The sequence below is a fragment of the Nocardioides sp. WG-D5 genome (assembly GCF_054031175.1).
In genome coordinates this window covers 4,357,409-4,380,653 of sequence record NZ_CM132928.1, presented here as the reverse complement: position 1 = coordinate 4,380,653, position 23,245 = coordinate 4,357,409, and the positions used below count along the sequence as shown (strand labels likewise).

General features: G+C 68.7%; 21 protein-coding genes. 4 read left to right on the top strand and 17 right to left on the bottom strand.

What is annotated here, in order from left to right; all coding sequences use genetic code 11:
• Window positions 1–42: 42 nt before the first annotated feature.
• From ACWZJV_RS21100 to ACWZJV_RS21090, 3 genes are read left to right on the top strand one after another with little or no spacing between them, the layout of a single operon-like run.
• Window positions 43–1,290 (top strand): ABC transporter substrate-binding protein, encoded by a 1,248-nt coding sequence (locus ACWZJV_RS21100; protein WP_008359050.1) that lies wholly within the window; start codon window positions 43–45, stop codon window positions 1,288–1,290.
• A gap of 27 nt (window positions 1,291–1,317) precedes the next feature.
• Window positions 1,318–2,190: a branched-chain amino acid ABC transporter permease gene (locus ACWZJV_RS21095; protein ID WP_008359052.1), complete on the top strand. Its 873-nt coding sequence runs from the start codon at window positions 1,318–1,320 to the stop codon at window positions 2,188–2,190.
• Window positions 2,187–3,185: a branched-chain amino acid ABC transporter permease gene (locus ACWZJV_RS21090; RefSeq protein ID WP_457178443.1), complete on the top strand. Its 999-nt coding sequence runs from the start codon at window positions 2,187–2,189 to the stop codon at window positions 3,183–3,185. Before ACWZJV_RS21095 ends, ACWZJV_RS21090 begins: the two co-directional genes overlap by 4 nt.
• 6 nt (window positions 3,186–3,191) lie before the next feature.
• On the opposite strand, the gene ACWZJV_RS21085 is transcribed toward ACWZJV_RS21090, so the two are convergent.
• Both ACWZJV_RS21085 and ACWZJV_RS21080 read right to left on the bottom strand, forming a co-directional pair.
• Window positions 3,192–5,087, bottom strand: coding sequence for a helix-turn-helix domain-containing protein (locus ACWZJV_RS21085; protein ID WP_457178441.1), 1,896 nt, complete (start codon window positions 5,085–5,087; stop codon window positions 3,192–3,194).
• Between the two features lie 63 nt (window positions 5,088–5,150).
• Entirely contained in the window at window positions 5,151–7,229 is a 2,079-nt protein-coding gene (locus ACWZJV_RS21080) for a thioredoxin domain-containing protein (RefSeq protein ID WP_457178439.1), read from the bottom strand.
• 312 nt (window positions 7,230–7,541) lie between these two features.
• Between ACWZJV_RS21080 and ACWZJV_RS21075 the strand changes: the two genes are divergently transcribed.
• Entirely contained in the window at window positions 7,542–8,327 is a 786-nt protein-coding gene (locus tag ACWZJV_RS21075) for an IclR family transcriptional regulator (protein WP_457178437.1), read from the top strand.
• 3 nt (window positions 8,328–8,330) lie between these two features.
• Here the strand turns inward: ACWZJV_RS21075 and ACWZJV_RS21070 are convergent, their stop codons facing one another.
• The 15 genes from ACWZJV_RS21070 to ACWZJV_RS21000 form a co-directional block, all read right to left on the bottom strand.
• The gene (locus tag ACWZJV_RS21070; protein ID WP_457178435.1) at window positions 8,331–9,080 is read right to left on the bottom strand and encodes an SDR family oxidoreductase; all 750 of its coding nucleotides are present in this window, start codon (window positions 9,078–9,080) and stop codon (window positions 8,331–8,333) included.
• Entirely contained in the window at window positions 9,080–10,801 is a 1,722-nt protein-coding gene (locus ACWZJV_RS21065) for an IlvD/Edd family dehydratase (protein WP_457178433.1), read from the bottom strand. The genes ACWZJV_RS21070 and ACWZJV_RS21065 overlap by 1 nt, the downstream gene beginning before the upstream one ends.
• Window positions 10,794–11,699 (bottom strand): 3-keto-5-aminohexanoate cleavage protein, encoded by a 906-nt coding sequence (locus ACWZJV_RS21060; protein WP_457178431.1) that lies wholly within the window; start codon window positions 11,697–11,699, stop codon window positions 10,794–10,796. The genes ACWZJV_RS21065 and ACWZJV_RS21060 overlap by 8 nt, the downstream gene beginning before the upstream one ends.
• Window positions 11,696–12,307, bottom strand: coding sequence for a DAK2 domain-containing protein (locus ACWZJV_RS21055; RefSeq protein ID WP_457178429.1), 612 nt, complete (start codon window positions 12,305–12,307; stop codon window positions 11,696–11,698). Before ACWZJV_RS21055 ends, ACWZJV_RS21060 begins: the two co-directional genes overlap by 4 nt.
• A complete protein-coding gene (locus tag ACWZJV_RS21050) occupies window positions 12,304–13,239 on the bottom strand; it encodes a dihydroxyacetone kinase subunit DhaK (RefSeq protein WP_457178427.1) in 936 nt (311 codons plus the stop codon). The genes ACWZJV_RS21055 and ACWZJV_RS21050 overlap by 4 nt, the downstream gene beginning before the upstream one ends.
• A gap of 56 nt (window positions 13,240–13,295) precedes the next feature.
• A complete protein-coding gene (locus ACWZJV_RS21045) occupies window positions 13,296–13,724 on the bottom strand; it encodes a hypothetical protein (protein WP_457178425.1) in 429 nt (142 codons plus the stop codon).
• A complete protein-coding gene (locus tag ACWZJV_RS21040; protein WP_457178423.1) occupies window positions 13,725–14,153 on the bottom strand; it encodes a hypothetical protein in 429 nt (142 codons plus the stop codon).
• Window positions 14,140–15,030: a 3-keto-5-aminohexanoate cleavage protein gene (locus tag ACWZJV_RS21035; RefSeq protein WP_457178421.1), complete on the bottom strand. Its 891-nt coding sequence runs from the start codon at window positions 15,028–15,030 to the stop codon at window positions 14,140–14,142. Before ACWZJV_RS21035 ends, ACWZJV_RS21040 begins: the two co-directional genes overlap by 14 nt.
• Window positions 15,023–15,760 (bottom strand): SDR family NAD(P)-dependent oxidoreductase, encoded by a 738-nt coding sequence (locus ACWZJV_RS21030; protein WP_457178419.1) that lies wholly within the window; start codon window positions 15,758–15,760, stop codon window positions 15,023–15,025. The genes ACWZJV_RS21035 and ACWZJV_RS21030 overlap by 8 nt, the downstream gene beginning before the upstream one ends.
• Window positions 15,757–16,308 carry a VOC family protein gene (locus tag ACWZJV_RS21025; protein ID WP_457178417.1) on the bottom strand — a complete coding sequence of 184 codons (552 nt, stop codon included), beginning with the start codon at window positions 16,306–16,308 and terminating at the stop codon, window positions 15,757–15,759. The genes ACWZJV_RS21030 and ACWZJV_RS21025 overlap by 4 nt, the downstream gene beginning before the upstream one ends.
• Before the next feature lie 211 nt (window positions 16,309–16,519).
• Window positions 16,520–17,851 carry an MFS transporter gene (locus ACWZJV_RS21020; RefSeq protein WP_457178416.1) on the bottom strand — a complete coding sequence of 444 codons (1,332 nt, stop codon included), beginning with the start codon at window positions 17,849–17,851 and terminating at the stop codon, window positions 16,520–16,522.
• Window positions 17,852–18,198: 347 nt separating this feature from the next.
• Window positions 18,199–19,959 carry a glycoside hydrolase family 35 protein gene (locus ACWZJV_RS21015; RefSeq protein ID WP_457178414.1) on the bottom strand — a complete coding sequence of 587 codons (1,761 nt, stop codon included), beginning with the start codon at window positions 19,957–19,959 and terminating at the stop codon, window positions 18,199–18,201.
• 91 nt (window positions 19,960–20,050) lie between these two features.
• A complete protein-coding gene (locus ACWZJV_RS21010) occupies window positions 20,051–21,394 on the bottom strand; it encodes an ABC transporter substrate-binding protein (protein ID WP_008359082.1) in 1,344 nt (447 codons plus the stop codon).
• Between the two features lie 15 nt (window positions 21,395–21,409).
• A complete protein-coding gene (locus tag ACWZJV_RS21005; RefSeq protein WP_196875177.1) occupies window positions 21,410–22,282 on the bottom strand; it encodes a carbohydrate ABC transporter permease in 873 nt (290 codons plus the stop codon).
• Window positions 22,279–23,226: a carbohydrate ABC transporter permease gene (locus ACWZJV_RS21000; protein ID WP_457178411.1), complete on the bottom strand. Its 948-nt coding sequence runs from the start codon at window positions 23,224–23,226 to the stop codon at window positions 22,279–22,281. The genes ACWZJV_RS21005 and ACWZJV_RS21000 overlap by 4 nt, the downstream gene beginning before the upstream one ends.
• Between the last annotated feature and the right edge of the window lie 19 nt (window positions 23,227–23,245).

The window sequence follows — 23,245 nt, the reverse complement described above, 5'->3', positions numbered from 1 at the left end:
CCCCAGCACAACGCAGTCCCAACCCCCGCGAGGAGAGACACGATGAACAAGCGACGCACAGTTGCCACCGCCTCGATGGTGATGGCAGGTGTCCTGGTCACCGCAGGCTGCGGCGCCGGCGGACCGAGCGCGGGCGGAGGCGACTTCACCGACGACAAGGTGGTCCTCGCCCTGCTCAACGACGCCTCCGGTGTCTACAAGGACGTCTCCGGCCCCAACTCGAAGATCGCGATCCAGATGGCGATCGACGACTACAAGAAGAAGTACGGCGACGAGGCCGTCGTCGACGACATCGAGGTGACCTCGGCCGACCACCAGAACGAGCCGGACATCGCCAACACCAAGGCCCAGGAGCTCTACGACCGCGAGGGCGCCGACGTGATCCTCGACGTGCCGACCTCCTCGGCCGCGCTGGCCGTCGCGACGCAGGCGAAGAACAAGAAGAAGCTCTACATGAACGTCGGCGCGGCCACGACCGAGCTGACCGGCGCGCAGTGCAACAAGTACACCTTCCACTACGCCTACGACACCTGGATGCTGGCCAACGGCACCGGCACCGTCGTGACCGAGGAGGGCGGCAAGAACTGGCAGCTGATCTACCCCGACTACGCCTTCGGCCAGGACATGGTGAAGTCCTTCACCGGCGCCATCGAGGCCGGCGGCGGCAAGGTCGCGGGCACGATCGCGACGCCGTTCCCGAACGACAACTTCGCGACGTACATCACCAAGGCGGGAGCCGCGAAACCGCAGGTCATCGGCACCATGCACGCCGGCGGCGACCTGATCAACCTGGTCAAGCAGTACAACGAGTCCGGCCTCAAGGACCAGGGCATCGACCTGGCCGTCGGGCTGATGTTCATCTCCGACATCCACTCGCTCGGCGTCGAGGCGTTCGAGGGCACGATCTTCACCGACGCGTGGTACTGGAACCTCGACGAGGAGTCCCGCGAGTGGGCCGACCGGTTCATGGAGGAGACCGGCGACCGGCCGACGTACGCCCACGCGGGCAACTACTCGGCCGCCACCCAGTATCTGGAGGCGGTCCAGGCGGCCGGCACCGACGACGCCGACAAGGTCGTCGCGGAGCTCGAGGGCAAGAAGGTCGAGGACATGTTCCTGCGCAACGGTGAGATCCGCGCCGAGGACCACCGGGTCATCCACGACGTCTACCTGGCCCGGGTCAAGGGGCCGGCCGACGTCAAGGAGGACTGGGACTACGAGGAGATCATCAAGACCATCCCGGCCGAGGAGGCGTTCCGCCCGGCGGCGGAGTCCGGCTGCTCGATGTAGCTGTACCCGAGGTCTAGAGGGATTCGTATGAACGCGGTTCTGCAATACACCGTCCAAGGGCTCGCGGCCGGCAGCTTCTACGCGCTGGCCGCGCTCGGCCTGGCGGTCATCTTCGGGGTGCTGGGCGTGGTCAACTTCGCCCACGGCGCCTTCTACATGCTGGGAGCGGTCGCGGCCGCGGTGCTCCTGGACACCGTCGGAATGAGCCTGTGGCTGGCGCTGATCGTGGTGCCGCTGCTGATGCTGGTCTTCGGGATGCTGGTCGAGCGGTTGCTGGTGCAGTGGCTGCTGCCGCTCGACCCGCTCTACAACCTGCTGCTCACCTTCGGGCTGACCCTGCTGCTGGTCGACCTGGTCAAGCGCCGCTACGGGGTCTCGGGGCTGCCCTATGAACGCCCCTCCGCACTGGACGGGCGGGTGCAGGTGGGTGGCGTCGGGCTGCCGGTCTACCAGCTCTTCGTGATCGGTGTGGCGCTGCTCGTCTGCCTCGGCGTCTGGCTGCTGATGACGCGTACGCGGGTGGGGATGATCGTGCGGGCCGCGACCGAGCGGCCGGAGCTCGCCCGTGCGCTCGGCATCAACGTCGGGCGCTGGGTGACGCCGGTCTTCGGCTTCGGGGTCGCGCTCGCCGGGCTGGCCGGAGTCCTGGCCGCACCGTTCCGGGCGATCACCGCCGAGATGGGCAGCGACTTCATCATCATCCTGTTCGCGGTGGTGGTGATCGGCGGGCTCGGCTCGATCGTCGGTGCCGTCGTCGGCGGGTTCCTGGTCGGGCTCGTGGAGGCGTTCGGGCAGGCGTACGCACCGACGTTCGCGCAGGTTCTCATCTTCGTGCTCATGGCCGTGGTCGTCCTGGCCCGGCCGGCCGGGCTCTTCGGCCGAGAGGAGGCGACGGCATGACATCGATCGCGACCGCTGGCGCGAGCGTCAGCGAACAGCACGCGGCGATCGCCGGGGCACGGCCGTGGCAGCGGCTGTTGCTGCTGGCCGTGGGTCTGGTGGTGGCGCTCGGGCTGCCATGGTTCGTCTATCCGCCGGTGGCGATGGACATCGCCGCCTGGGCGCTCTTCGCCGTGGCCCTCGACCTGCTGCTGGGCTACTGCGGGCTGCTCTCCTTCGGTCACGCCGCGTTCTGGGGCGGGTCCGCCTATGCGACCGGACTGATCGCCATCCACCTCGGCGTCCCGTTCCCGGTGGCGGTGCTCGGCGGGGCGCTCTTCGCGATGGTCCTGGCGGTGCCGATCGGCTACCTGTCGGTGAAGCGGTCCGGCATCTACTTCGCGATGGTCACCCTGGCCTTCGCGCAGATGCTCTTCTTCATCGCCAACCAGGCCTCCTCGCTCACCGGCGGCGAGAACGGGCTCCAAGGCGTGCCGCGGTCGTTCTTCGGGATCGAGGCGGTCGAGACCGACTCGTTCTTCTTCTACTACGCCGCGCTGCCGATCATCCTGCTCGGGATGTGGGCAGCCTGGCGGATCGTCCACTCCCCCTTCGGGCGGGTGCTCGTCGCCATCCGCGACAACGCGCCGCGGGCCCGGGCACTGGGCTACGACGTGGAGCGCTACAAGCTCATCGTCTTCGTGCTCTCGGCCGGGCTCTCCGGGCTGGCCGGCGGCGTCTTCGCGGTCTCGCACGGGTTCGTCGCGCTGCCCGAGCTGCACTGGGCCACCTCCGGGGAGGTCGTGCTGATGACGGTGCTGGGTGGCATCGGCACGCTGTGGGGCGGGGTCATCGGCGCCGGGCTGATCGTGATGCTCGCCGACTACCTGGCCTCGTCCGGGTTCGACGGCATCGGGATCGTCACCGGGGCCGTGTTCGTGACCGTGGTGCTGCTGTTCCGCCGGGGCATCTGGGGTACCGCTCGCCACATCTGGCTGAGTCGCCGTCGTTCCTAGGAGCTCCTAGGCAACGAGCTGATGGAGCCGGAGCGCCAGCTGCACCTCGAGCTGGCGCTCCGGCGCCTGCCAGCCCTTGCCCAACAGCCGGGTGACCCGCTCCAAGCGCTGGGTGACGGTGTTGACGTGGACGTGCAGCGCCGCGGCGGTGCGGGTGAGGTTGCGGTCGGCGGCGAAGTAGGCCCGCAGGGTCTCCACCAGCTTCGACCCCTTCGCGGTGTCGTAGTCGATCACCGGACCCAGCCGCGAGGTGACGTACGCCGCCGGGTGGCCGTCGGAGCCGAGCAGCAGCCCCACGAACCCGAGGTCGTCGGCGGTGACCACCTCACCCTCCCGGCCCAGGGTCATCGCCGCCGCGAGACAGCGACGGGCCTCGTCGTAGCCCTTCACCACGGCACCCGGACTGCTCAGCGGACCCGGCACCGGGCCGGCCGCGCCGACCGTCACCGGCGCTCCCGCCGACAGCCGCAGCCCCTCGACGACCAGCTCACCGGCGGCGCGGGCATCGCAGTCCGGGAAGATCAGCACGACCTGTCCCTGCCGCACCGCCGCGAAGCCGTCGTGGGTCGCCGCGACGAACGTCGCCGCCTGGCCGACCCTCGCGCGGTCGCCGGGGACGTTCGCGACCACCACGGCGTAGGGCCTGGACAGGTCCGCCTGCAGCAGGCGCCCGCGCTCGCGCAGCGTCTCCGGGTCAGGGGTGGTGCCGGAGAGAAGCTCGTCGAGGAGCTCGCCGCGCACCCGGCCCTCGGCCTCGGCGACGCTGCGGCGGAAGAGCAGCAGCAGCGCCGTCACCAGCGCCGCGCGCTCCAGGATCCGCTGGTCGCCGTCGTCCAGATCACCGTCGTCGCGGTCGACCTCACGCGGACCGAGGAGCATCGAGCCGAGCTGCTCCGCACCGGCGAGCACCGGGGTGGCGTAGACGTCGCCGCTGCCCGCGGTGCGGCTCAGGTCGAGGCTCCGCCTGGTCACGGCCGCCTCGTAATCGGAGACCGGCTGGTCCGGGGCGCTGCTCGCGATCGTCTCGCCGTCGAGGTCGAGCACGACGACCCGGGCGCCGAGGACCTCGGCGACGCTGCGTACGACGTCGTCGACGCCACCACCCTCGACGACGATCCGGGTCAGCCGGTCGTGGGCGTCGGCGGCGCGCTCGACCACCTCGTTGCGCGCCTGCAGCTGACGGGTGGTCACCTCGAGCTCGGCGACCGCGGCCCGGGTCTCCTCCAGCAGCCGGGCCTTGTCGACGGCGATCGCGGCGTGGGCCGCCAGCGAGACGAGCAGCGCGCTCGCCTCGGCACCGAAGGGACGTACGGTGCGGTTGGCGGCGAAGAGGACGCCGATGACCTGACTCCCGAGCAGGAGGGGAACGCCGATGATCGCGCGGATGCCCTCGCCGCTGACCGCGGCGTCGATGTCGGGGGCGTGCCGGAACCGCTCGTCGGGGATGTAGTCGGCGGTCGAGTAGGGCTTCATGGTCTGCGCGACGAGGCCGCCGAGGCCGATGCCGAAGGGGATCCGGGTCGAGCGGAAGGCCGCGGTCAGGATCCCCTCGGTCACCCGCATGTACTCACCGCGGCGCTCGTCGTTGAGGGTCAGGTAGGCGACGTCGCTGTTCAGCAGCTGCTTCGCCCGGGTCACGATCGCCTGCAGCACCGCTTCCAGGTTGGTCAGCATCGCCAGGTCGTTGGCCGACTCGAACAGTGCGCCCAGCTCGCCCTCGCGCCTGCGGCGTGCCTCGAGGGTGGCTCTGACCTGGAGCGCGAGGCGCTTGGCGTGGTCGATCCGCTCCTGCTCCTCGACCGTCGCCCCTGCCGCTCGCGCGGCCCGCGACGGTCCCTCGAACTCGGCCTCCGTGGCATCCCCGGCCAGCAGCTCCAGGAACGCAATCACATCGACCGTCATGTGACCGAAGTTACACTTCTCCGCTCACGCCGACATAGCGGATCGCCACATAGTTCCTGCGTATCAGGTATGGGTCTTCGCTAGCTCTTCCACCGTGGTGACCGGGCGCTCGCAGACGAAACCCCGGCAGACGTACGCCGCGGCCTTCCCGTCCACGGGAGTCCGGCTGCTCAGCAGCGGGATGTCCTCGCGGGCCTCGTCGGCGACGACCACCACCGCGCCGGGCTTCCGCCGGGCGGCCGCCTCGAGAGCGTCGCGGTCAGGCCCAGGCGGACCGACCACCGCGATCTCCAACGGCCCCTCGGCCATCGTGACCGCCGCGGCCAGCGACCAGCCGGCGAACCGGGGCGCCTTGGTCATCAGCGTGCTGGTGGCGGCGAGCGCCTCCTCGGCGGCGGTGCGGTAGCGGCCCTCCCCGGTGAGCGCGTGGGCGGTGACGAGCGCGTGGACCATCGCACTGGTGCCGCCGGGGCTGGCGTTGTCGGAGGCGTCCCGGGGCCGGGTGACCAGCGCCTCGGCGTCGTCGGCGGTGTCGTAGAAGCCGCCGTCCTCGGCGCGGAAGTGGGTCAGCGCGGTGTCGAGCAGGCTCGTCGCCCGGTCGAGCCAGGTGGCGTCGCCGGTGGCCTGGGTCAGGCTCAGGAATCCCGATGCGACGCAGCCGTAGTCCTCCAGCACGCCTGCGTGCGCGCCGGCCACGCCGTCGCGGCTGACGCGGAGCAGGCGGACTGTGTTGGTTTCGACACCGGCTCGCTGGCGCTCGCCGGGCTCAACCGACGGTAGTTCGCTGGTCGAGCCGCCGGAGCCGCTAGGCGGAGGCGTGTCGAGACCAACACAGTGCTTGTCCCACAGCAGTTCCCCGGCAGCAAGTCCCGCATCGACGTATCTCGGCTCGCCCAGCAGCAGCCCGGCGTCGACCAGCCCGCTGATCGCGAGCCCGTTCCAGGCGGCGACGACCTTGTCGTCGCGCGCCGGCCGCACCCGCTCCGCACGCGCGGTCAGGAGCCGCGCCTTGACCGACTCGAGCCGCTCGGTGTCCTCGGGCCGGTGGCGCAGCTGCAGGGTCGAGGCGCCCTCCTCGAAGGTGCCGGCCTCGGTCACCTCGAAGACCTGCGCGGCCCAGGCACCGTCCTCGGCACCGAGGACCTCGACGAGCTCGGCCGGGGTCCAGACGTAGAACTTGCCCTCGACCCCCTCGCTGTCGGCGTCGAGCGCCGAGGCGAACCCACCCTCGGCGGTGCCGAGCTCGCGGATCATCCAGTCGGCGCTCTCCCGCGCGACCCGATCGCCGAGCTCGGTGCCGAGCCGGGCGTAGAGGCCGATCAGCTGGGCGTTGTCGTAGAGCATCTTCTCGAAGTGGGGAACGACCCAGCCGCGGTCGACGGCGTAGCGCGCGAACCCGCCCCCGACCTGGTCGTAGATCCCGCCGCCCGCCATCGCGGCGACGGTGCGCGAGAGCATGTGCGAGACCCGCGAGTCAGCGCCGAGCGCCCCGGCCGCCCGCCGCAGGAACTCCAGCACCATCGACGGCGGGAACTTCGGCGCGCCCCCGAACCCGCCCGCCATCGGGTCGAACTCCCCCGCCAGCGTCTCGACCACAGCATCGACATCCACCTGCCAGTCGCCCGCCGCCCCGGCCACCCCGGAGATGTTGGCCAGATGCTGACGTACGTTGTCCGCCACCGCCCCGATCTCCGAGCGCCGCTGCGTCCACGCCTCCGAGAGCGCCTGCAGCACCTGCGTGAACGCCGGCTGCCCGTGGCGCGGCATGTCCGGGAAGTAGGTGCCCGCGAAGAACGGGTTGCCGTCGTGGTCGAGCACCACCGTCATCGGCCACCCACCCGACCCGGTCATCGCCGTCGTCGCCGCCATGTAGACCGCATCCACATCCGGCCGCTCCTCCCGGTCGACCTTGATGTTGACGAAGTGCTCGTTCATGTACGCCGCCGTCGTCTCGTCCTCGAACGACTCGTGCGCCATCACGTGGCACCAGTGGCAGGCGGCATAGCCGACGGACAGCAGGACCGGCACATTGCGCTCGCGCGCTTCGGTGAACGCCTCGGGCGACCACTCCCACCAGTCCACCGGGTTCTGAGCGTGCTGGAGCAGGTACGGCGACGTTGCGGACGCGAGTCTGTTGGCCATTCCCCCAGCGTCGCACGCACGCACGCAAACCAGTCATGCAACTTGTCTCGGGACAGGAATTCGGGACATACATGGGGGCAACCTGGCAAGAGCAGAACGGACGACCGCTGCGAAAGTCCCATTCAATGGGACTGAGTCCTCGCGATGACCTTGCGGGCGAAGCACGATTGACGATGACGCCCACGACTGGAGAAAGATGGCACGCTGGTGCATCCCGACCGTCGGTCCAAGGATCGACGGGAGTGATCGCGCGCAACGGCTCTCCGGTGCACCCGTCGTCACCGCGGTGCGCCTCGCCGAGAGGATCCAACAATGAGCCCGGTACACCGTCCTGACGGAGAGATCAGTGCGATCGGTCGCGCGACCGAGGTCATCAAGCAGTTTCGAGACAGTCGCGGCAGCCTGAGCGCCGCAGCTCTCAGCCGCCGCACGGGGCTGCCGAAGTCGACGGTCTACCGGATGGTGGCCGACCTGGTCCGGGTCGGTTTACTCGAGCGCGACGGAGACGATTACCGTCCCGGCCTGCTGTTGTTCGAGATCGGGGAGGCGGTACCTCGTCAGCGCGACCTACGCGAAGCCGCCAAACGACACCTGGCCACGCTGCACCAAGCCACCCACGAGAATGTCGGCCTGGCGCTGCTCGACGGCTTCGAGGTCGTGCACATCGAGATGTTCCGCGGTCGCGAAGGACCGAGGCTGCCACAACACACCGGGGGCCGCTGGCCCGCACACGCGAGCGCGTCGGGCAAAGCAATCCTCGCTTTCAGCGAGGGCTCGGTAGAGATTCCGCGGGTGCTCCCACGGCTAACCGAACGCACTGTGGTCGACCACGACGAGCTGTGCCGTGAACTCGAGGTGGTACGTCGGCGGGGCGTCGCCTTCGACCGGCAGGAGGCAATCCCCACCATCGTGGCCGTCGCTGCCCCTGTGTTCGGCCCCGATGGTGCTGCCCTCGCGGCCGTGTCGATGTCTGGGATGGCCGGACGTTTCGACACCAACCGCATGGACGCGGCCGTCCGTACCACGGCTCTCACGATTTCGCAGGAGCTCATCGATGCCCGGTCCGTGGTGCGCCCGGTGCTCCAAAGCCGCCGTTGACCCTCAGCCACGACCGGCGAACGGCATGGCGCGAGCCATCACAGTCAGCTGCGGCACAGCGACGTCGGTCGGCAGTTCGACCACCTGAGCGACGAGTGTCGCGACGTGGCGCACGTCAATGGTCGGCTCCGCCCTGTGGGTGCCATCGGGCTGAAGTGCACCTTGGGCGACATAGGCTCCCGCCGTCATCGCGGTAGAGGCGTTGCCGATGTCGACCTGGGTAACGGCGATCCCTTCGTCTCGAAGATCGAGGGCCAGCGACGCTGTGAGCCCCGAGATCGCGTGCTTGGTCACCGCGTAGGCCACGCTGTGCGGGCGCGGCACCTGTGCGGACAGCGAGCCGTTGTTGATGATGCGTCCGCCGGGCCGGTCCTGCGCAAGCATGACGCGAACCGCCTCTCTTGCGCAGACCACCGACCCGGTTACGTTGGTACGCCAGGTGTCCTCCCAGTCCTCGAGCTGAAGTTCGTCTATGCGAACAGCAGGTCCAAAGGTGCCCGCGTTGTTCACCAGCACGTCAACCCGACCGTGCCTGGCCAACGCATCCCCGAACATGGCTGCGACGGCCGCAGGATCGGCGACATCGAGCGGTGCCACGGTGGCGGCGGGATGCCCCGCGGCGGCATCGTCGAGCGGCGCACGTCGGCGTCCTGCGAGAACGACCCCGTGGCCCCGGTCGAGCAACTCTCTCGAGATGGCCCGCCCGACGCCGGTTCCGGCACCCGTTACAACCACGATCTGCGTCGACGTCATCAATGGTTGTCTCCCGTGACCAGTGATCCTCGACGACCGACGAGGAAGTCGAAGTCGACGCCCGCGTCAGCCTGGGTCACGTGTTCTACGTATAGGCGAGCGTAGCCCGAAGCGGGCGCGGGCATCGGCCGCACAGCGGCCAGGCGGACCGCAATCTCGGCCTCGTCGACGAGAAGGTCGAGCTCGCCCGTCGTGACATCGAGGCGGATCAGATCACCGTCGCGTACCGCGGCCAATGGGCCCGCAGCGGCGGCTTCTGGTGCGACATGCAGTACGACCGTGCCGAATGCTGTGCCACTCATCCGGGCGTCCGAGATCCGCACCATGTCAGTCACCCCCTCGCGCAACAACTTTGCGGGCAGCGGCAGGTTGCCCAGTTCAGGCATGCCGGGAAAGCCGCGCGGGCCAGCGTTGCGCAGGACCAGCACCGTATCTCTGTCGACTGGGAGGTCGGGACTATCGATCCGGTTCCGCAGGTCGTCCATGCTGTCGAAGACCAGCGCGGGGCCGGTGTGTCGGAGCAGTCCGGGTGTGGCCGCGGCGGGCTTGATGACGGCGCCTCCCGGGGCAAGGTTGCCTCGTAGCACGGCGATCCCGGCGTTCTCCTTGAGCGGGTCGTCGACCGGACGCACCACATCATCCCCCCAACGCACCGCATCGGCGACGTTCGAGTGCACAGTGGAGCCGGTGACGGTTGCCGCGTCGTGCAGCAGATCGCCCAACTCACGCTGCACGGCCGGCACGCCGCCCGCCTCGAAGAAGTCCTCCATGAGGAACCGGCCTGAGGGCATCAGGTCAACGAGTAGCGGAATCTTCTCAGCGATGCGCCCGAAGTCGTCGAGTTCGAGGTCGACTTCAAGGCGACCGGCCAGCGCGAGCAAGTGCACCACGGCGTTGGTCGATCCACCGATTGCGGCATTCACCCGGATCGCATTCTCGAACGCCTCACGCGTGGCGATCGATGACATGGTGACACCCTCGTGAACCAACTCGACGGCACGTACGCCGCTGTCGCGAGCGAGCAGCCGCCGACGGGCGTCAACCGCGGGAATGGCGGCGTTGCCGGAGAGCGACATGCCGAGCGCCTCCACCATGGATGCCATGGTGGACGCGGTACCCATCGTGTTGCAGTGCCCGGCGGACCGTGCCTGGTCTGACTCGGCCGCACGGAACTCGCATTCGGTCATCCGACCCGACCGGACCTCCTCGCTCATGTGGAACATCGAGGTGCCGTTGCCCACCTTCTGTCCACGGAAGCGACCAGTCAGCATGGGCCCGCCGGAGACCACGATCGTCGGAACGTCCACGCTTGCCGCACCCATCAGCAGGGCCGGCGTCGTCTTGTCACAACCGCACAGCAGCACGACGCCATCGACCGGGTTCGCTCGGATCGACTCCTCTACGTCCATCGCCACTAGGTTGCGGTAGAGCATCGTCGTGGGTCGGACGATCGTTTCCCCCAACGACATCACGGGGAACTCCACGGGGAACCCGCCGGCCTCGAGCACGCCGGCCTTGACCTCGGCGGCCAGGTCGCGGAAGTGCGCGTTGCAGGGGGTCAGGTCCGAGAAGGAGTTGCAGATGCCGATGACCGGCCGGCCGTCGAACATGCGGTCCGGAGTGCCCTGATTCTTCATCCACGACCGGTGGATGAAGGCGTTGAGCCCGGTTCCGCCGAACCAGTCCTGGGAGCGCAACTGCACGTTGTCGTAATCAGGCACGGGGAACCTCCTCGTCGAGGCCAAGGGCAGCTCGCGCCTCGGCAGGGGTGGCCGGGGTCAGGCCGAGAGCCTCGATGATCGATACGACGTGCTCCACCAGGCGGACGTTTTCGGCCGGCTCGCCGTGCAGCAAGCCGTGGTCCTCGATGCCGACACGGACGTTCAGCCCGAGGGTGAGGGCGTGGGCGAGACCGACCATCTGGTCAGGGCCGTTGATGCTCACGCCGACTACGGAGTTCGTCGGCACCACATCGAGCATTGAGCGAAGGTGCTGAGATCCCCATGGCAGCGCGTTCTGGAACGTGGCGTCGAGCCCGAGCACGAGGTTGATGATGTGCGGTGCGGCGTCCATCCCTGCGTCAGTCAGTCGAGCGACCTCACGGATGAGGTGGGTCGGGCTGAACGCCTCCCACTCCGGCTTGATACCGCGGGCGCGCATACCGTCGGCGAGCTGGCGTGCCCTGGCGGTCGATGTGTCCATCAGCACTTCGCGCCCATCGGGCCCGGTGATGTAGGCGGTGACGGCGTCCAGCGTGCAGGTGTCGGCGCCCCCATCGAGTCCCTCGAGCCGTGCAGCCCAGTCGATGGCATGAGTTCCCTGGTCCGTCTCGAACAGCAGGTCGCCGTTGATGCCTCCGCCCGTGGAGTTGTTGACGATCACGTCACGCAGGGAGCGCACTCGCGTGTTGATGTCGCGGTAGATCGCCGCCGAGCAGGTGGCCTGTCCGTCGGGTCGTCGTGCGTGCAGCGCGGCGACGCTGGCCCCTGCGTCGACGCATCGCGCTACATCTTCGGCGATCTCGATGGGCTGCACCGGCACGTGAGGATGGTGCTCTCGGGTAAGGAATCCTCCGGTAGGGGCGATCGTTACGATCACGCGGTCGTGTGGGAGCGTCATGAGTCGGATCCAGCCTCGAAGAACCAGGCGACGGCCAGCGCTCCCGGGTCAACGACCTCACGGGCCCTTTCTCCCACGTAACTCGCCCGGCCGCGCGATGGAACCATCGCACCGGTCGACGCTGCGCCTTCAGCGGCCGCCACAGCGGCCGCTGCGAGCGCCTCGGCCCACGGACGCTCGGCCGACCGCGCGAGGGCACCAACGGCTGGGATCATCGCATCGACCATGGTGCAGTCACCGGCTGAGGCGCCGCCGAGTCGGGTGACGGCTTCGGTGGCTCGGGCGACGCCCTCGGCGAGGTCGCGAGCGGTCCACACGGGGACGTCGGCAGCCCCGAGGCGACCAAACCACAACCCGAAGAGCGGCCCGCTCGTGCCTCCGGCGGCGAGGAAGGAGTCGCTGAGCGCGGCCCATAACGCACTGGGAACAGCAGCTCCCGCCGACTCAAGAGCGGGACGGGCCCGGCGGAGTGCGGCGCTGGTGTTCCAGCCGAAGTCACCGTCACCAGCGAGCCGGTCGAGCTCCGTGAGGTCATCGGCATCGGCGATCACGCGGTCGGCGAACCGCAACAGCCAGGCGCGGGTCGCCGCCGTGTCGAGCGCGCTCACCACGACACCGCTGCGGTCGTGACCGGCGCGTCCCAGTGCGAACGCAGTTCATCGTCGAGGTGGGTCAACGTGATGGAGAACCCGTGCATGTCGAGCGCGGTCACGTACGTCCCCACGAGCGATCTGTCGACGCGGATGGCGCGCCGCCCGAGTGCTGACCGTGCCGCCCGAGCGATCACCGACAGCTCCAGAGGATGCGCGGCACCCAGCCCGTTCACAAGCAGAAGCACCGGGGCGTCGCGCGGCAGCGCGAGGTGGCCGACCAGATGCCCGACCAGTTCCTCGACGACGTCGTCGGCCGTTCCTGCCGGTCGGGTCTCCCGACCTCGTTCGCCATGGATGCCGATGCCCATCTCGATCTCGTCGGGTGCCAGGTCGAACGACAGAGCTCCTGTGAGCGGATTGGTGCACGCACGGTAAGCGACGCCGAGGCTTGCCGACCGCTCGACCGTCCGGCGCCCCAATGCGGCAACCTCGGCAAGATCCGCGCCGCGACGGGCGGCCGCACCGCACACCTTCTCGACCACGATCGTGGCCGCAGTGCCGCGCCGTCCAGGTCCTCCATCGACGGTCGAGGTCGTCGCGAGGTCGTCGGCGACAAGCACTATCTCGACGTCATGACGATCGGCGAGCAGCTCACGCGCGATCGAGAAATTGAGGACGTCACCGGTGTAGTTCTTCACGACCAGGACCACGCCCCGGCCGGCGTCGACGGCCTCGACCGCGGCCTTGACCTGTAAGGAGGTCGGACTCGAGAACAGGGCGCCAGGCACGGCAGCGTCGAGCATCCCGTCGCCGACGAGCCCTGTGTGCAGCGGCTCGTGGCCCGAGCCACCGCCAGACACGATCGCCACCCTGTCGGAGGCCGGGTCGCGCCGAGCGAGGAACAGCGGCTCGGCGTGCAGCGCGAGGAGATCGTCGTGCGTGGCCACGAGCCCCTCCAGCGCCTCACGGACGTAGTCGTCCGGGTCGTTGATCAACGATCGGGTCATGCGGATCCTTCCTCGAGGTGCGCGGCGGCCCAGCGACGAGCGAGCGCGAGCACGGCGGGTCCGGCGGGGTCGCCTGGAGCGACGCCCTCGGCGAGGGCTGCCGGATTGACGTGGGACACAACACCAGCGACCCACATGTCGCGGGCATCGGATATCTCGGCCGTGTCGTGGCCGACGGTCGCCGCCGGGATCCTTGCTTCTTGAAGCGTGGCGAGACCAGAGATCCCGGCACGGTCCTTGCCGACGCCGGCATCGTTGAGCAGCACGAAGCCGCAGCCCGCGGCCACGCCCACGTTGCCCGACTCCTGTCCGCCGTTTGATCCGGCAACGACGATTGCGCCGGTGTCGCACTGCTCGACCTGCGACATGCTGTCCATGAGCACAATCCGCACCGGTCCTTCGGACCACACGGTCTCGCGATACATCTAGAGCACCTCCTTGTCGAGGAGACGGGCAACGACAGCGCGCAGCGGCTCGCCGACCCGCGCACCCAGAGATTCCGCCCGGGCGTTTACATAGCTGACAACGCCGCTTTCCCACGTGTCGGCACCGTCACCGATGCGCGCCGTCTCATGACTGACACCGATCCCAGCGATGTCGAGTGCGTCGAGAGCAGACAGCCCAGCTATGCCGGCTGCATTCTTGCCGACGCCGGCGTCGTTGGCGACCATGACCGCGACTCCGTAGGAAGCGGCGTACTCGCCGGCGCTCCGGCCGCCGTGCGACCCGGTGACGATCACCTGACCGGCGTGCTCCGGGCCGCCAAACGCGACTGAGTCCATCACCCATACGCCGATGGCCCCCACGCGCAGCACCTCGACGGGGCGTCCGCCCGCGGTGTCAACGATCCGCACGAGTCCGCACCCCCAGTAGCTGTCGGGCCTGTTCTGGCGTCGCCGGCTGGCGGCCGTGGCGGCGCCCCACCCCAGCGGCCAGCTTGACCAGCTCGGGCGTCGTCGGTAGCCCGCGCTCGACATGCGGGTGGTCGCCGGTACCGACGACCAAGTGGCCGCCCCGAGCGACGACGTGGTCGGCCACCTCCAGGACATCGCCCCGATGGCTCGAGACCAGCCACTCGACAGGGGCTGCGGCCAGCGCGTCCACCTGGGCCTCGATCGTGGCTACCGAGGCCGGCTGTGCAGCGACGAACTCGGGACCGCCGAGCACCAACAAGACCACGGCTGGTTCCGGCACACGACCCGCGGCGATATGGGTCAAGATCGCCCGGGTCCAGCTGAGGTTGAAGGAGGCCAGGTACGGTGTGAGCCCGTGCTCCATTGCGCGCTCCAGAAACCAGTTCTGATCGGACACGGGGGTAGCAAACACACGGTCGCCGGTGGCGAAGTCGCCCGTCCCGGGGTCGACCAGGTCCATGGACGCGGTGCCGGGGTCGATGGCAAGGAAGTCGATCCGGGTCTGGGGATCGGCCTGCAGCGCCCCGATGTTGCCGAAGCGCTCGGCAGCCGTCGCGCCAACCGCCATCGCGGGGGCGAGCAGCAAGTCGCTGCAGGACCGGACGGCGCGAACCGTTGCTGCGTAACTCGCGGCGTCGTGTGCTGCACCGCCGTCCGGGGTGCGCGCGTGGAAGTGCATCACCGAGGCTCCCGCCGCCTGGCTGGCCGCCGCGACGACGGCGATCTCCTCAGCGGTCCACGGCACGTGGGGGGAGGCCTCCCGGCCCATGTTCTCGTTGACATTGACACCGATGACCAATGGCTTCGGTTCAGCCACGGCGTGCCTCCGTCCGCCAGCCGCCGTACGCCAGCTGGCCTCCGTCGACACCCCACACCTGCCCGGTGACGAATGAGGAGCGTGGGCCGGCGAGGAATGCGACGACCTCCGCGATCTCGGCCGGATCGGCGTAGCGCGCCATGGGGATCGCCCCAAGGATCGTGCGCTGCACGGAGGCGTCTCCCTGCGCCTTGGCCACCAGCGGGGTGAGCGTCGAACCCGGCGCTACGCAGTTCGCGCGAATCCTCTCGGGCGCGAGCTCGACAGCGAGCTGGCGGGTGAGCGCCTCGACGCCGCCCTTCGACGCGGAGTACGCAGCCCGGTGCTCGCTGCCGCGGGAGCCGGAGACGGACCCGATCGTCACGATCGCCCCTTGTTCTGCAGCTAGGTCATCGAGGAAGGCATGGCACACGGCGTACGTGCCGACGAGGTTGAGCGCGAGTGTGCGGGCGAACCGTTCCGGCCCGACCTCGCGGGCCGGGCCGTTGTCGGCACTGCCGGCGCAGGTAACGACAGCACCCACGCGGAGGTTCGCGGCGTGGACAACCTCGACGAGACGCGCCACCGAGGTGGGGTCCGTGACGTCTGTGCGGACCGTCCGGAGGTCGTCAGCAGTGACGTCGTCGTCGACGCTGAGATCGGCGACGACGACGTCCCAACCCTGCTCACGCAGAGCCGCCACGACAGCAGCACCGATCCCGGAGGCACCACCGGTCACGACCGCGGTCACGGCGTCACCAGCGAGGTCATGTCGCGGACGGGGTCGGTGCCGTCCCAGTTGGCTCCGGCTTGGGCGACGGCATCGAAGAGCGCACGCTTTCGACCTGAAACCTCAGAGATCTCGACCACGGTGCCCTGCGGTCCGCCGCCGTCAAAGTATGCGAATCGCTCGTCGGGTGCTCCGCTGCCGGAACGTCCGGACATCACTTCGGTATGTCCCTGCTCGCGAACCTGTGCTGTGACCTCGTCGAATCTCGTGGTCCAGAACGCAATGTGCTGGAGGCCCTCGCGACCCTCGTCGACGAACTCCTGGAACGCCGAAGGAGTCGGATCGTGCTGCTGAATCAGCTCGACTTGCAGGTGTCCGGCTTGGGCGAGCGCGACGCTGAACTCCGGGGCTGCCAGGGGCACGCCCCGAAATCGGAAGTCGTTGACCGGCTGACGCGCCACGTGAAAGAACGGGCCGACGCCCAGTCGCTCCACCCAGTGGCGCATTGCGGTCTCGAGGTCGGGAACAACAAAGCCGAGTTGTCGGATCGTTCCGAAGGTCACGCTCATACGGCTCCTCAGTTCGTGGCGCCGAGGGTTCGACGCGCTTCGATCGTGCCGTGAGTCATAGCCCGCACGGCAGGGCAGGTTCCCGTTCAGTGGGAACTCAAGAGCCCGCTCGGCCAGCGGCACCAACGGCCATGCGTCCTCGACCACATGCAAGTGCGGCCGTCATGTCCCGAACGGGACATGACGGCCGCGAAGACTCAACCAGATCGACTCAGGCGGAGACCTTGACGGGCACCGATCCAGCTTGGCGGCGCGCGCGATGCTGGTTGCGGGTGAGGACGAGAGCAATCACAGCAGCAGTGAGTAGCACGGCCGAGTAGACTCCGATCGCCGGTATGAAGCTACCGGTGGAGTCCTTCAGCCAGCCGGTGACCTGCGGGCCGAAGTAGCCGCCCAGGTTGCCGATGCCGTTGATGACGCCGAAGCCGGCCGCGAGCGCGACGCCGCTCAGGAACGACGCTGGCATCGTGATGAAGACAGCCATCGCTGAGTAGAGGCCAATGCCCGCGATGCAGAAGCCCACGATCGCGACGGTTGGCGTCGAGAAGAACACCGCGGCGATCGCAAAGCCCACGGCGGCTGTGGCGGCAGCGGCCGCGAAGTGCACCCCCCGTTCCTGATGGCGGTCCGAGTGCCGCACCCACCAGATCATCGGGCCAATCGCAAGAAGCGCGGGCAGTGCCGCCACGTAGCCCAGTCGGCCAGTCGACAGACCGAACTGGGCCAGAATCTGCGGCATCCACAACTGGAAGCCGTTCAGACTGAATGTGAAGCAGACCCAGACCATGACGAGCACAAGCACCTGCGGATGCACCAGGCCTCTGAAGAAACCCGCAGTGCCGTGGCTCTCCTCGTGCTGGGACCGCTCGGCCTCCAGCGTCGCCTCGAGCCACTTGCGCTCGTCGGCCTCGAGGAACTCGGCCTCGCCGGGACGCTCGCGCAGCACGCGGAAGGCGATGACACCCAGAATCACCGCCGGAATGCCGGTGATGATGAAGATCCAGCGCCAGCCCGCCAAGCCGAGCAGACCGTCGAGTGCCAACAAGTGCGTCGTGATCGGAGTGCCCAGCGACGACAGGCATACGAAGACGACGATCCACGACATCGCGCGGCCGCGTTGCACGGCAGGAAACCAGCGAGAGACGAAGTAGAGCATGCCGGGCGAGAAGCCAGCCTCGGCCGCGCCCAGCAGCACCCGGGCGATCGTCAGACTCAACGTGCCCTGCACGAATCCGGTGGCGATCGTGATGATGCCCCATGTGATCATGATCCGGCTGATCCAGCGGCGCGCGCCGACCCTGGTGAGCACCCAGTTGCTCGGAGGCTCGAGAATCGTGTAGCTCCAGAAGTAGATGCCGGCCGCGAAGCCGAATGCTGAGGCGGAGATACCCAGGTCGTCGTTCATCGTGAGTGCCGCGACGCCGATGTTCAGGCGGTCGAGGTACAACACGATGTAGCAGACGCCGATCAACGGCATGAAGCGCCACATCACCTTGCGGAGTGCTCGCCGCCTCGATTCGGCAGAATTGGTCTCAGTACTCATGCTCACCTCATCGTGTCCCACGGCGCCCGTTGTGACGCCGGACACACCACGATGGAACCAGGCCAGGACGTTTCCCATCCCGGCTTCCCGGTGATCGGGAACCCGCCCAGACCCAACAGACCCTTGGGCATAGGGACGCACGCACCGGTAGCTCCCGTCCGCGGCGGTCCCACTCCACTCACTGCGGAGTGGCGAGCCTCCCGAAGGACGGTCCTGTCGAAGTGGTGCCAGGCCTTCAGTGGGAGGGCACGCCTGAGCCCGTCTCGTCTTCCCCAGCAACGACCGATGAGCAGCCGCCCATTGCGCCCCTGGCCCGCGCGATGATCCCGCACACCCAAGCCGGGGACTCAGTCCTCGAGCGGCCCCAGGGACGGCCCGGCGACGAACCGGGCGGTCGGATCGGGGAGCACGTCCAGCTCCAGGACGACGAGCTCGTTGCGGTCGGGCCGCAGCAGCGGGCCCGGCACGAAGAGGGTGTGCTGCGGACCGCGGCGCCAGTAGCGGCCCAGGCAGAAGCCGTTGACCCAGGCGATGCCCTTGCCCCAGGCGGTGGTGTCGAGGAAGAGGTCAGCGTCGGGCTCGGCCGAGAAGTGTGCCCGCCAGGCGGTGGGCCCGACCCCAGCGCCCCGGCCGGAGGATGGGACGGTCTCCCACAGGCGGGGCACCCGGTCGAGGTCGATGGCCAGGACCTCCCAGTCGGTGAGTGGCATCCCGTCGAACAGAGCCGGCCCGACCAGGCCCTTGTGCTCACCGATGCGGGCGCCGTAGTTGACCCGGCCCTGGTCCTCGACGACCAGCTCCAGCCGGCCGCGGCCGCGCGGGAGCGCGATCGCGCGCTCGGCGTGCTCCCGCTCGAGGATGCCGACCGGAGCGCCGTCAAGGAAGACAGCGGCCCGGTCACGGACCTCACCGAGGGTGAGGACGCCCGGGCCGTCGCCGTCGCCCGGCAGCTCGGTCCGGTAGACGGCCAGACGAGTGTCGGAATCCAGCTCGTCCAGCATCGGGAGCGACTCCCACGTGCTCGAGGAGCCCCAAGCCTCCGGGTCGTCGAGCAGCCGGACCGGCTCGCCCAACGCCACCGTCTGCTCGGGGGCGGGCCCAGTCGCGACCGGGACCTCGGCCGGCACCGGGGAGTAGCGGGCGATGACGTCGCGGAACGCGAAGTACTTCGCGGTCGGGTTCCCGGCCTCGTCCAGGGGAGCGTCGTAGTCGTAGGAGGTCACCGTCGGCCGGTAGATGCCCTTGTCGTTGGCTCCGCTGGTCAGGCCGAAGTTCGTGCCGCCGTGGAACATGTACACGTTGACCGAGGCGCCGGCCGCGAGCAAGGCGTCGAGCTCCTCGGCGGCCTGCTCGACGGGGGTGGTGTGGTGCCGGCCTCCCCAGTGGTCGAACCAGCCGTCCCAGAACTCCATGCACATCAGCGGCCCGGTCGGCTGGTGGTCGCGGAGGGTGCGTAGGCGGTTCGCGCTGTCCGACCCGAAGGAGCTGGTACGCAGCACCCCGTCGAGACCACCGGCGGCGAGCATCGCATCGACGGGCTGGTCCACGGTGACCAGAGGAACGTCGATGCCGGCGCCGCGGATCATGTCCGCGACGGCCTGCAGGTAGTCCCTGTCGTCACCGTAGGCGCCGTACTCGTTCTCCACCTGGACCAGCAGCACGGGTCCGCCCAGGTCGACCTGGTGCGGGCGTACGAGCGCCAGGACCTGGTGGAGGTACTTCTCGACCTCGTCGAGGAAGCGCGGCTCGTGGCGGCGGATGCCGACGCCCGGCTCCCGGAACAGCCAGGGCGGCAGCCCGCCGTTGTCCCACTCCGCACAGATGAACGGCCCCGGACGCACGATCGCGTGCATGCCGGCCTCTCCCACCAGGCGCAGGAACCGCGGCAGGTCGAGGATGCCGTCAATGTCGAAGACACCCGGGCGGGGGCTGTGCGCGTTCCACGGCACGTACGTCTCGATGGTGTTGAGGCCCATGAGCCTGGCCTTCTCGATCCGGTCCGCCCACTGGTCGGGGTGGACCCGGAAGTAGTGGAGCGCCCCGGAGAGGATCCGGAACGGCTCACCGTCGAGAAGGAAGTCGGTCTCGCCGATCGTGAACTCGGGCATGCCTACCTCTCGGAAGGGACCGACAGCCGCCGCTCTGCGACGTGCGGCGGCTGTCGGTCCCTGTTGGTCGTGGTCGTGGGTCAGTCGTGGGTCAGTTGACGCTGAAGCCCTGCTCGTCGCCGTACTTCACGAGCGCTTCCTGCCAGGCCGTCAGGCCGCCCTCGAGGGCGGTGTGGGTCTGGTAGGACTTGCCGACGGTGTCGCCGTAGATCGTGTCGGCGTACAGCTGGTAGGGCAGGTACTGCCAGCCCTCGACCACCTGCGTGGCTGCCTCGGTGAGCACCTGGTTGACCTGCTGGCCACCGAAGTAGTCGAGCTTCTTGTCGACGAACGCCGGGTCCTCCAGGTCCGCGACCGTGGCCGGGAAGCCACCGCTCTCCAGGAACGGCTCGACGCCCTCGTCGTGGTTGAGCCAGCGTACGAACGCCGCCGCCAGCGCGGGGTTCTTGCTCTGCTTCAGCACGGACTGGGTGCCGCCGCCGTTCTCGGCGGTCGCCGGTTGGCCGTCGTACGTGGGCATCGGTGCGGCCCGCCACTTGCCCGCACCGTCGGGCACGGACTGCTCGAACACGCCGGGCGCCCAGGCGCCGAGGGGGATGGACGCGATGGTCCCGTCACCCAGTGCCTTGTACCACTCCTCGGTCCAGCCCGGGATGGAGCAGGCCAGCTCGTCCTCGATGAGCTGGTTCCACACGCCCGTCCACTTCAGCGTGCCCTCGTCCTGCAGATCGATCGTGACGTTCTCGCCCTCGGACTCGAACGGCGTGCCACCGGCCTGCCAGATCATGCTGGTGGTGAATCCGGCCTCACCACTGTCGTTGGTGATGCACTGCGACGGGTTCTCCTTCTTGATGGTCCGGGCAGCCTCGACGTACTCGTCCCAGGTCTTCGGCACCTCGAGCTTGTGCTCGTCGAAGACCTCCTGGTTGTAGAAGAGCGCCATCGGGCCGGAGTCCTGCGGCAGCCCGTAGAGGCCCTCGCCGGCCTGCACCGAGGCCCACGTCGACGGCGTGTAGTCCGACTCGAACTCGTCGAAGCCGTACTGGCGCAGGTCGACCAGGTCGCCGGGCAGCGCGAACTGCGGGAGGGCCTTGTACTCGATCTGCACCACGTCGGGGCCGCCGGAACCGGCCTTGATCGCGTTCTGCAGCTTCGTGTAGTGGTCGTTGCCGGTGCCGGCGTTGACCAGCTTCACCTCGACGTTCGGGTACTGCTTTTCGAACGCCGCCACCTGGGCCTCGGCGGACGGGGTCCACGTCCAGTACGTGATGGTGCCCCCTTCCTCGAGAGCGGCGTCGAGGTCCGCGGCCGTGCCTTCGCCTCCGCTGCCGCCACCGTCGCCCGAGCCACAACCGGCGAGCACGGAGGCGGCCGTGAGGGCTGCCGCGACAAGGGCGATCCGGCGGCGGGCTCTGCGCCCACTGATGATCAACATGTCGTTCCTTTCATTTCACTGTTTGACGCTTCCCGCGCTCAGGCCGGACTGCCAGAACCGCTGGAGGAGGATGAAGGCGATGACGAGCGGGACGATGGTCAGCAGGGATCCCGTGACCACGAGGTTGTAGACGGGCTGCGCGTTGGCGCCCGTCGCCTGGGCGCTCCACTGGGTGAGGCCCACGGTGAGCGGGTAGAGCTTCGGCTCGCTCAGCATGATCAGTGGCAGGAAGTAGTTGTTCCACGTCGAGACGACGGCGAACAGCAGCACCGTGACGACGCCGGGAGCAAGCAGACGCAGCGTGACCGTGAAGAAGATCCGGATCTCGCCGGCGCCGTCGATGCGCGCCGCCTCGAGCAGCTCGTCCGGCACGGCGTCCGCGGCGTAGACCCACATCAGGTAGAGGCCGAACGGGCTGATCAGCGAGGGGATGATGATCGCCCAGACCGTGTTGGTGAGCCCCATGTTCGAGAACATCAGGAACGTCGGCACGGCCAGCGCGGTGCCGGGCACGGCCACCGCCCCGATGATGACGGCGAAGACCGTCCGGCGTCCGGGGAAGCGGTACTTGGCCAGGCCGTAGCCGGCCGCGGTGGCCAGCAGAGTCGCGCCGCCGGCACCCACCACGACGTAGAGAAGCGTGTTCGCCAGCCAGCGCAGGAAGATGCCGTCGCGATAGGTCAGCGTGTCGCGGATGTTGCTGAAGAACGCGAAGTCGTCGCCGACCCACAGCCCGGGGCTCGAGAACAGATCCTCCTGTGTCTTGGTGGCGCTCAGGACCAGCCACGCCAGCGGCACCAGCGTGTAGACGAGGAACAGCGCCATCAGCACGGTCAGCAGCGGCGATCGTCGCGGCGTCAGCGGCGACGTACTCACCCGGCCCGTCATCTCATCGCCTCTCGTGAGCCGCGGAGCTGGACGGCGTACGCGATGATCGCGGTCAGCAGGCCCATCACGATCGCGACCGTCGCCGAGTAGTTGTACTGCTGCCCGCCGAAGGACAGGTTGTAGGCGTAGAGGTTCGGCGTGTAGTAGGTCGTGATGACGTTGGGTTCCAGCGTGCGCAGGATGTTCGGCTCGTTGAAGAGCTGGAACGTCCCGATGATGGAGAAGATCGTGGCGATCAGGATGGCCCCGCGCAGGGCCGGGATCTTGATCGAGAGCACGGTCCGCAGCGGCCCGGCACCGTCGAGCGCGGCGGCCTCGTAGAGCTCGCCGGGCACGGTGCGCAGCGCGGAGTAGAAGATCAGCATGTTGTAGCCCACGAACTCCCAGGTCACGATGTTGGCGATCGAGGCGAGCATCCAGTTGCTGCTCAGGGGCACGATCGAGGTGCCGAACAGGTCATTGAGGTCGGCGGCCAGCCCGAAGTTGGTGCCGTACATGAAGCCCCACATCAGGACGGCCACGACGCCGGGAACGGCGTACGGCAGGAAGATCACGAGCCGGAAGAAGCTCGTGGCGTAGAGCCGGGCGCTGTCGATGGCCAGCGCGGCCACCAGGGCGAGGGCGAGCATGATCGGCACCTGTACGACGAAGAACAGCAGCACTCGCAGCGAACCGTCCCAGAACTTGTCGTCGGTGAACACGTCGACGTAGTTGTCCAGACCGACGAACTCCGTGGTGCCGAAGAACGCCTGCGCGCGGAAGAGGCTGAGGTAGGCGGCGTAGCCGATCGGCGCCAGGAAGGTCAGCGCGAACACCGCCAGGAACGGGCCGACGAAGATCCATCCCTTGGTGTCGCTGCGCGACCACCGGCGACCGGGCACGGGTGGTCGCGGACCACCACCGGCCGCCCGGCGGCCCTCCATCTCGGCCACATCCTGGGACACGGTCCCGCCTCCTTTCACC